The following is an 11668-nucleotide window of genomic DNA, read 5'->3' on the forward strand; positions in this document are numbered from 1 at the left end:
TCTGAGCGTCAATTCGTATTCGCTCCCCACACCTTCGCTGTGCGCACCCGCCATTTTGAAGGATACTGCGGTCGCGACTTCCACGCCGCCGTCCTATAACTGCGGCCCGGCCTTCCTCGTCACCGGCCCGGATCGCAATCTCTGGATCACGAAATCCCGGTGGCGACACGATCTATTCATTCAATACTACCCAGCAAACATCGACTTCATACTTGACACAGAAAGGTCATGGCCCGGCGTACATAACGGTCGGACCCGACGGCTGAGTATGGTTTGGCGAGGTTGGCTCGCCCGCGGCTTTGCTCAGCTTAATCGCAGCCGGAACAGTTGATGCCGCGCCGGCGCCAGGAGCGTCCTCCATAAACTATGTCGGGGAGTTGATTCCAGATCTCGCCGATCCCAGTACAGCAGCCACGCTCAACGAACTGATGGTTCCGCAGATCGACACAAATTTTCCACTGGGACTCGCCCTTGGATATGACGGCAACCTGTGGATCGGCTATGCGGGTGTCGCGCCACTCGCAGCGGGCGGTGTTGTGCCAACAGTCGCTCTCGAACCGCTGCAGATGACCAATGTGCCGCGCAACGAAGTGCCGCTCGGAATAGTCGGCGCCCCTGACGGCAGTGTGTGGCTGGCGGAGCCGGTGGCCAACCAAATCGCACGGATCGATTTCTCGACTTTGCCCTCTACTATCACCGAATTTCCCGCCACTACCGGCTCGACCGCGGTCGGCCCGACTGCGCTCGCGATCGGCGCCGACGGCGCTCTCTGGTACACCGAGTCGCTGGCTGGAAAAATCGGTCACATGGTTGTAATTGGCTCCCAGAGCCAACCCGCAGGCACAATCCTCGGCGAATATGCGACCCCGACCAGCCCCTCGAATCCGGCCGACCTCGTGCTCGGCCCCGATTGCAATATCTGGTTCACCGAGATGGCGACGGGATTGGTCGGCAGCGTCGATATCAATGGCAACGTGAGCGAATACAGCGGCCTCGATCCGGCCAGCCAGCCGCTTGGTATCGCGCTCGGACCTGACGGCCAGCTCTGGGTGGCCGAATCCGCGGCCAACGAGCTCGCGCAGATCTCACCGACTGGTGGATTCTCGAATAGCAAGTGCAGCGCCGTGGTGTTGCCTGCCATTGCCAATTGCACCAAACAAGCCTTGTTGCTTGATACCGATCCGGGCAAATGTTACGCAACGCTCTCGGTTGGCGAATTCGATACCGGCTCGTCGGATCCGAACAATCCAGGGAAAACGCCGATCGAGTCGGTGAAGCCGAGCCAGATTCAATACACGCCGTCGAGCACTTTAATTCCATCCATTACCGAGGTGGAGCTGCTCGTGAGCCCATCGGCGGCGCCGTCGAACTCCGCGCCACTGCCGCTGCCGGTTTCGGCCTGCGTGGTCACGACGTTTGTTCGTGATCAAGAGCCGCCCACCCTCACCTGCCCGTCAGCGGTTGTGGTGAAATGCAACGGACGCAGTGGCACCCCAGCGAGCGTAGCGGTCACCGCAACCGACAATTGCGGCACCGTGAGCACGCCAACATGCTCGCCGGCCGGTCCGTATCAACCGGGAGTCACACCGGTAGTGTGCAAGGCCACCGACGTATCAAAGAACGTGGGCACATGCGACACGAGCGTGACCGTCACCGAAGCGCCGCCGACAATCACGTCGCTCAGCGCGAACCCGTCGTTCTTCAAGCCGGGGCCCGGCAACATCACTGTGAATCTCACGGCCAGCGCGCAAGACACTTGCGATTCTGTTCCGCCGACCTGCAAGGTCACGAGTGTCAGCGGCGGCCCTGCGACGATCACGGGACCGCTTCAGGTATCGATTGCGGACCAGGGAAACTTGCTGTCATCGCGCGTTTATACGATCTCGATCACTTGCACGGGTCAGGCGAACAACAGCTCGACCCGCACCACGCAAGTAAAGGTCGAGAGCCCGCTGCAGGTATTGCTCAATTCGATCTGACTCGCGCTCCGCTAGCGTCGCCTCGATGCCGCAAGGGGGATTTGCCAAACTGCGCGCAAACAGAAACAATGCGCGCAGCCGAGGCGTTCACCCAGATGCGTGATGAATCGAAAGGATCCAATCGTCCCCAGCGCGCGATCGGCGCAGCTAAGGCCGCACTGGCGGTGTTGCTTGCCGTGGGACTCACGGCGCCGCTCGCGTATGCCGCCGGCGATGCGGTCACGGCGGGGCACAAGTACTTCATTCAATACTGTTCGTCATGCCACGGCGCGGACGGCTCCGGCAACGGCCCGGTCGCAAAGGTGCTCTCAAGGCGGCCTGCGAATCTGCGGATGCTCGGCGACAAGTATGGGATGCCGCTGCCCGCCCCGCGCATCGCCGAGCTGATCGACGGCCGCGACACGCCGCGAGCGCACGGCACGCAGGATATGCCGGTGTGGGGCGAGCAACTCTACAAGATGGGCGCGGGCGAGCGCGGCGAAATGGGAATCGGCGAAGTGATCGGTGACATAATCGCGTATCTCAATACGATTCAGGATCGCCGCACGGCCGCGGTGGATCCCGCGGTCAGCGGAATCAATCGCTACGCGATCGTGTTCGCATCAAGCCACGACTCGTTTTCACGGTAGCCGGAACCGCTCACCTGATATTTCGATTTACCCGCCGACTCGAAGTCAACCTCGGGTGCGGCAGCCGTTAAATTTTGGCCAAAAAGCGCTAAGCTTGGGCCGATGGACTATCGCACGAAATTCGTCGTCGAGGCCGGCAGCCGCGTGAAGCTGCGCAAGATCGACCCCGCCTTCAAGAACAAATACGATTCGCAGGACGCGGCGCTGCCCGAAATCCAGAAGCACGTCGAGCGAATCGGCAAACTCCAGTACCTGCTTTACGCCGATGGAAATCAGTCTCTGCTCGTCGTGTTGCAGGCCCTCGACGCGGGCGGCAAAGACGGCGTCGTGCGCCACGTCTTCAGCGCGATGAATCCGCAGGGCACTTATGTCTTCGGATTCAAGGCACCGAGCAAGCGCGAGGCGGCTCACGACTTTCTGTGGCGCGCGCATCTGCGCACTCCCGCCAAGGGCGAAGTCGTGATCTTCAATCGCTCGCACTACGAGGATGTGCTCGTCGTGCGAGTACATAAGCTGGTTCCAAAAGAGGTCTGGTCGCGGCGCTACGAGCTGATCAATGACTTTGAGCAAATGCTTGCAGAGGGTGGCACTCGTATCCTCAAATTTTACCTGCACATCACTCCGGAGGAACAGCTCGCGCGCTTCAAGCAGCGCCTCGATGATCCGCAACGCCACTGGAAGATCAGCGAGAATGACTATTCAGAACGCGAGCTTTGGTCCAGCTATATCAAGGCGTTTGAAGAAGCGATGGAGAAAACGAGCACCAGGCGTGCGCCATGGTACATTATTCCATCGAACCACAAATGGTTTCGCAATCTGGCTATCTCACAGATCGTCGCCGACACGCTCGAAGACATGAAACTGAAGTTGCCACCAACGACGGTCGATATCGCAGCGATTCGCCGTAAGTATCACGCGGCAGCCGACGAGAAGGAACCGGGCCGCAAAGCGAAATAACCCAGCTCTACCTTCCGCCGCTCAGTCAATATGAATTCGATTCCCGGTGAGCGAAAAGTGTTCGGTAGGCGAATACGAAGTAAGCAATTACCAGCGCCACGCCAGGAATGAACCAGTAAAGCGCAATCGTCAGATCTACGTCTGATGTGCTGGCGTTCAGGATCGTCAGTGCTGGCTGTCCAATGGCGATCGGAGACAACAGGTAAGGATAGTGCCCGAATACTGCCGCTGTCAGCATCGAAAGAATGTAGGCGCATGAGCAGAGGAACGCGGGCGTATCGCGAGCGGCGCTAGTCATAGCCATGATTCCGGCCAGCGATGCGAATGCGACAATCGGAAACACCAGACCCCACGGGTTATTCATGAATCGATGGCCGAATTGCGGCAAAATCAACGGAACCATCAGAATCAGGAGCACACTGACAGCCGCAACCGCGATCCAGAAAACACGGGCCAAGATTCGAGCGCGCGCCTGAAGCGCTCCCGTGGTCTTGACGGCGAGCCACAGCGCGCCGTGCATCGCCAGCACGGCAACGCTCGCGAGGCCAAGTATGATTGTGAACCAATCCAGAACGCCCGCATCGACGTTGATTCGAAAATCAGTCCACAGCGGAAGAAAGAAGTTGCCGTTCGCGTCCAGCGGCACTCCGCGCAACACATTCCCCAACGCGGCACCAAAGAAAAGCGCCAGCAATGCGCTGGCGCCCGAGAAAACGACGTCCCACAGCGGCGCCCATACCGGACTGACTATTCGATTGCGAAACTCAACCGCCGTGCCGCGCAGAATCAGCAGCCACAGCACCATCATCAGCGGCAGGTAGAAACCGCTGAATGCCGACGCGTAGGCCGCGGGGAAAGCGAAGAAGAGCGTTCCACCGGCGGCCAGCAGCCACACCTCATTGCCGTCCCAGACCGGCCCAATCGAGGCTAGCACTTCTTTGCGCTCGGCATCTTCATGCGCGATGAATAGATACACGATTCCAACTCCCATATCGAAGCCGTCGAGCGTCGCGTATATCGCGAACATTATCGCAACGATGCCGAACCAGAGGGTGCTCATATTATTCCCGGCATTCAGTCAGCCGCCGCCATCGTCGATTGCTCCAAATGAGTATCGACACCGCCCGGCCCCCGTTGCACTTCGAAATACACCAGGAATAGGAAGAGAATCGCCAGAACAGTGTACATCCCCATGAACCCGAGCAGAGTGAACAGCCCGTTGCCGACTGAGACTTGTGGCGAGCTTCCAACCGCCGTTCGCATAAGTCCGTAAACCAGCCATGGCTGGCGCCCCAGTTCGGCAGTCATCCAACCTGCGGTCGTTGCGATGTAAGGAAATGGCGCCAGCAGCATCAACGCCCAGAGGATGAGCGGAGTTTCGAACAGGCGGCGCCGATACAGCATGAAGGCGGCCAGGGCATATACGGCGACGAAGATTGTCCCGAGACCGACCATGATGTGGTACGCATAGTAGAGTAATGCGATGTTGTCGGGCCACTCGGTCTCAGGAAATTGCAATAGACCCCGAACCTCAGATTTCCAGTGCCGATATGTCAGGAAGCTGAGCACGCCGGGAACGACAATCGGATTATCAAGTCTGCGCGCATCCACGTTCGGCTGGCCAATGATCACGATTGGCGCGCCATGCGTGCTGTCGAACAATCCTTCCATCGCGGCGAGCGTGACCGGCTGATACTGCGCAACATTGCGGCCTTGCTGATCGCCAGTCGGGAAGATCATGAACGCCGACGCGATGAGCCCGGCGATAACTCCGATCCGTACGAAAGTACGGCCGAAGTCCTCAAATTGACGGGTCAAAAGATAGAAGGCCCCGAGCGCCGTCATTACCGTCGATCCAGTCACAACCGCGGCAGTCATATTGTGCATGTATTGCCAGACCATCCAGCGATTCGTAAGCACCGCCGACAGGCTTACGAGCGAAAACGAGCCGTCGCTTGCCTGCGCATAGCCGACAGGATGCTGCATCCATGCGTTGGTCGATATGATGAAGAATCCTGAAATCCACGAGCCAAGAAAAACGAGGAACGCCGACAGCCAATGGAGCCGCGGGCCGAGCTGGCGTTCACCGTAAAGGAACGCTCCGAGAAAAGTCGATTCCAGGAAGAACGAAAATACACCTTCCATGGCGAGCGGCTGGCCGATCACGCCGCCGGTTATCTTAGAAAAAGCGGACCAGTTCGTACCAAACTGGAATTCCATCGGAATTCCGGTGACGACTCCGATTACGAAATTGATTCCGAAGATTCGGGCCCAGAATTGGGCCGCCTTGTTATAATGTTCGTCACCGGAGCGAAGCGCCAGCGTCTTGAGCACCACGATGAGCAGCCCGAGGCCCATCGTGAGCTGCGGGAATAAATAATGAAACGTAATTGTGAACGCGAAATGGATTCGATGTAATATCAGTGCATCCACAGCAAACTGCGCCAGATACGCGGATCTCCGATTCTTTACGCGAGGCTAGTACTCAAGCGTTTATCGTAGCGAGTTAGATGCTGCTTGGCGAGAAAAAGTTACGCGATGAGCGCCAGGAACGGTCCGCGATTAAGAGCCCTACGCGAAACGTGGTTCGCGCAGTTCAGGTCCTGAATTGATACGCTCACCGGTGCGGAACTTTGCGTTCTCTACACATTTCGCTATTGCACTTCGCGCGGCGTGCTCGGAAATCTGAACCAAGCTTGATCGGCAGACCCGCACTCAACCGCAGGGGGAGGATAGCCATGCATCGCCAAAGGGGGAGTTGGAACTCGTTCGTGGCTGGCCTTATCGTGATTGTTGTTGTCGCGTCGGCCGCGGCTGCCGCGCAGACAGATGACCTGCGCTGTTGGCGCCGGGCCCTCGCAAGTTAGGTGCACTTGCCGTGGAACAGATGCGCCGCTTCGGGGAGTCGCCCGACCAGATCGATAAACTCGAGCGCGAGACGAATGATCTGGATAATCATCGGTTGCGGCCGACCGCCATGATTTTGGGTTACCCGCCTTGTACTGGTATGACCTCGAAGCGCGCAACGAGATCGCTGTCGCCCGCCAGCTAAAGATTCCTATCCTGATTCTCCATGGAAGCCGCGACTTTCAGGCCATGGACGAGGCTCAAGCAATGGCAGACGGGTCTCAAGGGGGTGCCTCATGTTCGAGTTGAAACTATCGTCGGGCTGAATCACGCGTTCATGGCTGGAACCGGAAAGGCAAACAGTCGGGAAGAGATTATGACTACTGGTCACGTCGATTCGCGGGTGATCAATGCGATAGCGGCGTTTATCGAAAATCCGCTGGCGAGGTGAACGTGGAGGGAGCGGTTTGCTGCGCCTAGCGACGGAAAGAAGTGAAGGTTTTCAAAAAATTGAATCGATGGCGCCAGTGTTGACCGATGTGCCGGGTCGACTTCACCCAGTTGAACTGCACGCTCATCCTCGGACCTTCGTAAGCCAGGTGTCCATGCCATGAGCGATTCGAACGCAAAAAGATCAGCATGTTGCCGAACAGCGGCGGGATTTCCAGCGCGTAATCGTCTATGTTCTTCGAGCGCAGGATTCGAAGCGCGCCCCCAGCGTCACTCCAGTCACTGTTCAGATAGAGCAACACGGAGATGATCTTTTCGGCCATGTCTGTATGCACGTATCCGTCGGATTCACGACGGAGCTGGCCTCTGACGCTGATCGTTGTGGGTCGTTCCTTTAGATCGACGTTGAACTTGGACTCCACGATTTCGCGAAAGCGCGGGCTCTCGAGATCATCGATGAGAGCCCGGAAGCCCGGCCCAAAGCGCACCGCGGAGAGCGGTATGCTGCCAGTTGAGGAAATCAGGGGCGCATCGGCCAGAACGACGGAACGCGACGCAGGATTGATTGCATCACTGGCAAAGACAAAATGATATGGCTCGATATGCAACGGCGCGCGCATGATCGCGTCGGCGTCCAGGATGGCGAAGCCATCCGATGCAATCGGCGCTTCGTTCGCGTTCTTGGGAGCGTCAGCCATGAGAACAAGAGAACGGTAGTCGTTTGCGCGATCGGCGACAATCGTGGAACCGTCATGATATCCATCAAGGACTCGGCAGATGAGCCGTCGGTCGCCCCAGGGTGCAAAAACGAAACTTTAGACGAATCCTGATCGTACGCCTGAGTTCGCTCGGTGACGTGATCCAGACCTTGCCCCTGCCGAGCGTCGTGCGCGAGGCGTACCCCAAGGCTGAAATCGGCTGGGCGATAGACCGCGAACTCGCGCCGGCGATCGCGGGACACCTCGACGTTAACCGGGTACATCAATGCGACCGCCTTCGATGGGGCCGCAGTCTCCGAACTCCAACTGAATGGCGCCGCACGATGAGCGAGGCGCGAAGGTTTATCGATGAAGTACGCGCAGTCGGCTACGACTGCGCACTTGATGTTCAAGGACTCTTGAAGTCCGCGGTTATCCCCTTCTTCGCCGGCATTCCGGTACGGGTCGGGTTCGCGCATGGGCGAGAGCTGAGCTACTTTTTTTATACTGAGCGCTATCTGAACAACGCCGAGTATTTCGATCATTCGCTAATGCACGTCGACCACATGATGGTCCTGGCCCGAGCGATTGGTTGCCGCAGTGACGGCTATCAAGTGCGCCTCCCTCCACTCCCCCCGACAATGAAGGCGCAAATTGATGATTTACTGCCGTTCGATCATGACACTCCCTTGATCGCACTCGCGCCGGCCACGCAATGGAAGAGCAAGGCGTGGCCGTTTGAACATTGGTTGTCGCTCCTCCAGATGGCGCTTGCCGAAACGCCCGCAAACATCGTCCTGATCGGCGCGGAGGATGACCGGACGTTAACAACTTGTCTTATTGATTCACTCGAGGCGCGGCACCGGACGCGGATTCTGAACCTCGCGGGAAAGACGTCGATCTCGCAACTCTACGCGTTATTCGCGCGGGTCAGCGCGATCGTGGCGGCCGATACGGCGCCGCTTCATATCGCGGCTGCCGCGGGATGCGACCTGATCGGGCTCTTTGGCGCCACCCCGACGCATCGGACCGGTCCCATGGGCAGCGGCGAGATCATCCTGATGACCGCGCAGCCGAACCTCGCATGCCAGCCCTGCCAGCAGCGCACTTGCCGATTCGGCACCACAGAATGCATGCGCAACGTGCGTCCCGAGGAAGTCTCTCAGGCGCTGAATAATCTGCTCGCTCGTCGGCGGGCCCGCGCCATTCCCTCAGTAACTATTGCTGGCAAGTAATATTCATCCCGATGGCTAATTCGAGCTGAGACGCTTGAGGAGATGGAAGAATCCTTGGACCGAGAAAGTTGGCCACTCGGAGCAAACCGCCTGGCCTGCTTTTTCAACCAGGAGAATATTCACGGCAGTTCCTCGCCAGGTAACCGGCAAGACGCGCGCTCCCGAACCGACTTGCCGCTGCGATCTCAAGAAAACCGGTATTCCTCGGGATTGAAGGGATCCTCGCGTAAATCGGGGCGGTAACGATTCCCACGAGGATACTTCCTCGACGACGGGCAAATGGTTGATGGCGTGCGGCCCGGGTTGATGCTTGCGATCTACGAGCAACCCCGGCGACAATGCCCACAGGGGGCATAACACGAGACGTACTCAATTGAGTCCGCTGATGTCGGAAGCGGCGGTCAGAACGGCCTTTAACCGGATTACGCTGTCCGTCTCCTACTCCGATGGGATGGGTTTCGCAGGCATGTCAGATATGAATCAACTAGTCATGGATGCGGGTGGATAGCGGCGCCGATTATATGCGTTACGCAGACTTTAGACATACTGAGCTCAGAACTTCAGTTCTCGGTTTCGGATGCGCCTCCTTGATGGGTCGCGTGGGACGAAGAGCTTCGTTACGGGCGTTGGAATCAGCGTACGATTTGGGAATTACGCTTTATGACACCGCTCGGTCTTACGGCTTTGGTGAGTCAGAGGTGGTACTGGGAGAATTCCTGCGTGGGCGCCGAGACAAGGTAATAGTTTCGACAAAATTCGGAATCGTCGCGGCGAACTCCGGCCCCATCAAACGGCTGCTCAAACCTGTCGCCCGGTTTGTCTTCAAGCGTTCACCCGCGATAAAGCACGCAATGCGTTTCCAGGTTTCGCGACAACTCAGATCTCCAGGTTTCAGTGTCGAAGAAATGCGAAAGAGTCTCGAGCTCAGCCTTCGCGCTCTCCGTACTGACTACGTGGACATCCTGCTTCTGCACGTGCCTCCCGTCGAAGTACTCAGCCAGGTGGAACTCTTCGAGAAATTGGATAGTGTCGTCAAGGAAGGAATCGTGCGGTACCTGGGAATAGCCACGGACGCCAAAGGCATTTCGGCACTGGTTGAGTCAGAGATAAACAATATCAGAATCCTGCAGAGCGCAGTTAATCTGTGGGATGATTCAGCGCTAGTGGCTATGGCATCGGCACCAGGGGAATCACCGTTTGGCCTTATGGCCAATCAACCTTTCGGCGGCGGTTCTCGCGTCACTCTACTGAGACAGCGCCTGGCGGCTTTGGCAAACAATTTCGATACGCCGCAAAGCGTGAAGGAAAAACTCGCAGACTGCAATGACGAGGTAATGGCGGATGTGGCAATTAATTCTGTGCTCGCCCATTCGGAGGTTAGTGCGGTGGTTTGCTCGATGCTCCAGAGCGATCACCTTCAAAAGAACACGTATGTCTCGAGCGAAAGCCGCTTCAGCAAACCTGAGTTGCATTCAATAGAGGAATTCCTTAGAAGCGGCCGATGGCGACCGGCCTAGCTCATAACATCAATGCAAAAAATGGGCTCGGCATAGCCGCACGTGGAGCGCACGCTGTGGAGGGCTTTGCAGTTTATAAGTACCGTATTTGCAACATCAGACGTTCTGCTGAAGTCGGGGGCAGAGCCTTGTGAAGACAAGAACTATCCTGCAAAAAGCCATAACCGGCTCTGCCCTCAAGGAGCAACAATCTGTCGGAACTATAATGGGACTCTACGATTTTATCGTCCACGCGAGCTGAACCGAATAACCATTTCAGCGGCTTGTCCACGTGACTGCCTATTACCATTACATGCGCGCCGGACAGCCGATCGCAATCCGTCAAGTAGAAAGACATATAGGCAAAGTTAAATCCTTCGACGTCATAGTGGTACTCTATCGTCTGAGACGCTTGCCGACGCTGCATGAGAGAGGCCTCGTTGACGAAGCTCCAATAGAGCCGTGCCTGGTAGCGCGGCGCATAACCTAGATAGCCCCCCATGACCGCCATTGCGACGGGATCTTCTGCGATCTTCTTTATAAGCGGTATCTCGTCGATGTCCTTTACGTACGCCAAAGGCACTATCGATGCGTCGGCGAGGCAACCTTCCTTCACGTCAGCGTAGTGGAAGCCACTGGGACCATTGACGACCTTCAAAGGTAGCGTGGTGGCAAATTGCTTCAGCTCGACAACATAGCTCGGTGGCAAGGATATCGACCGAAAGACGGCATCTCGCCGAAGACTACGTATCGCGACAGCCACGTCGATGCCAGGAAAGATTGCTTCCCGATTAGCGCTTAATTCCGCATGCCCCCGGAGCAGGCGCGCTTGCTGGCTATATATCGCGCGGACCAGCCGAAAGCGTCCCAACGCATAGGGAAGGGTCGCTTTCAGCCCACTGGTTCGTAGCCGGGTTACAGCCTGATCGAGAAATGCCAACCGTCTCCTCGCGAATTTGAGGCCCGTCGTCCGTTCAACTTTAATCAACAGCGCCGAAATGGCAAACGATGAATTTCACGAAGTTCCTTACGGGCAATTGGAATCGCCGGCACCGGGACTGCCATTTCAAGCCGCCGCCAGGAGCTGTATCGCGAAAAAAGACAAATCTGAACCAGATGCTTCGAGTTGTTATCGACAGTACGTCAATAAGCTCATCGCCATTTCTCGATGGGGAAAGCCCATCAGCAGCCTGTGTCGACCCTTCACCGACATCTCGAAAAAACTTGATTGGCGGCCACTTAGAATTGGCTCCCCGGGCCGGATTCGAACCAGCGACCCGACGGTTAACAGCCGTCTGCTCTACCGACTGAGCTACCGGGGAGCGCTCAGAGCGCGATCGGAACTATCCTTGGTATCCGTCCGCGCACGCGAAATCA

General features: G+C 57.4%; 9 protein-coding genes and 1 tRNA gene. 5 read left to right on the plus strand and 5 right to left on the minus strand.

The window, feature by feature from the left end:
- Positions 1-377: 377 nt before the first annotated feature.
- The 3 genes from VMA09_13065 to VMA09_13075 all read left to right on the plus strand — a co-directional run bounded on the left by VMA09_13065 (position 378) and on the right by VMA09_13075 (position 3565).
- Entirely contained in the window at positions 378-1979 is a 1602-nt protein-coding gene (locus VMA09_13065; protein ID HUA34533.1) for a hypothetical protein, read from the plus strand.
- Between the two features lie 68 nt (positions 1980-2047).
- Positions 2048-2608: a c-type cytochrome gene (locus VMA09_13070; GenBank protein ID HUA34534.1), complete on the plus strand. Its 561-nt coding sequence runs from the start codon at positions 2048-2050 to the stop codon at positions 2606-2608.
- 102 nt (positions 2609-2710) lie between these two features.
- Entirely contained in the window at positions 2711-3565 is an 855-nt protein-coding gene (locus VMA09_13075) for a polyphosphate kinase 2 family protein (GenBank protein ID HUA34535.1), read from the plus strand.
- A gap of 25 nt (positions 3566-3590) precedes the next feature.
- On the opposite strand, the gene cydB is transcribed toward VMA09_13075, so the two are convergent.
- The 3 genes from cydB to VMA09_13090 form a co-directional block, all read right to left on the minus strand.
- The gene (gene cydB / locus VMA09_13080) at positions 3591-4625 is read right to left on the minus strand and encodes a cytochrome d ubiquinol oxidase subunit II (protein ID HUA34536.1); all 1035 of its coding nucleotides are present in this window, start codon (positions 4623-4625) and stop codon (positions 3591-3593) included.
- Between the two features lie 14 nt (positions 4626-4639).
- Entirely contained in the window at positions 4640-5998 is a 1359-nt protein-coding gene (locus tag VMA09_13085) for a cytochrome ubiquinol oxidase subunit I (protein ID HUA34537.1), read from the minus strand.
- Between the two features lie 890 nt (positions 5999-6888).
- Positions 6889-7560: a 2OG-Fe(II) oxygenase gene (locus VMA09_13090; GenBank protein ID HUA34538.1), complete on the minus strand. Its 672-nt coding sequence runs from the start codon at positions 7558-7560 to the stop codon at positions 6889-6891.
- Between the two features lie 101 nt (positions 7561-7661).
- Between VMA09_13090 and waaF the strand changes: the two genes are divergently transcribed.
- Positions 7662-8795, plus strand: coding sequence for a lipopolysaccharide heptosyltransferase II (gene waaF, locus VMA09_13095; protein ID HUA34539.1), 1134 nt, complete (start codon positions 7662-7664; stop codon positions 8793-8795).
- A gap of 521 nt (positions 8796-9316) precedes the next feature.
- The gene (locus VMA09_13100) at positions 9317-10312 is read left to right on the plus strand and encodes an aldo/keto reductase (protein HUA34540.1); all 996 of its coding nucleotides are present in this window, start codon (positions 9317-9319) and stop codon (positions 10310-10312) included.
- Positions 10313-10385: 73 nt separating this feature from the next.
- Here VMA09_13100 and VMA09_13105 read toward each other — a convergent pair whose 3' ends face one another.
- Together VMA09_13105 and VMA09_13110 are read right to left on the minus strand one after the other, a co-directional pair.
- Positions 10386-11231: a hypothetical protein gene (locus VMA09_13105; protein HUA34541.1), complete on the minus strand. Its 846-nt coding sequence runs from the start codon at positions 11229-11231 to the stop codon at positions 10386-10388.
- Between the two features lie 306 nt (positions 11232-11537).
- Positions 11538-11613: transfer RNA gene (locus tag VMA09_13110), tRNA-Asn, on the minus strand.
- Positions 11614-11668 lie beyond the last annotated feature (55 nt).

Source organism: Candidatus Binataceae bacterium, from assembly GCA_035508495.1.
Classification (GTDB): Bacteria; Desulfobacterota; Binatia; order Binatales; family Binataceae; genus JASHPB01.

Excerpts from the sequence above, each read along its gene's own strand:
- VMA09_13070 (HUA34534.1), top strand. The coding sequence starts at position 2,048 with ATGCGCGCAGCCGAGGCGTTCACCCAGATGCGTGATGAATCGAAAGGA.
- VMA09_13075 (HUA34535.1), top strand. The coding sequence starts at position 2,711 with ATGGACTATCGCACGAAATTCGTCGTCGAGGCCGGCAGCCGCGTGAAG.
- cydB (HUA34536.1), bottom strand. The coding sequence starts at position 4,625 with ATGAGCACCCTCTGGTTCGGCATCGTTGCGATAATGTTCGCGATATAC.
- VMA09_13090 (HUA34538.1), bottom strand. The coding sequence starts at position 7,560 with ATGGCTGACGCTCCCAAGAACGCGAACGAAGCGCCGATTGCATCGGAT.
- VMA09_13100 (HUA34540.1), top strand. The coding sequence starts at position 9,317 with ATGCGTTACGCAGACTTTAGACATACTGAGCTCAGAACTTCAGTTCTC.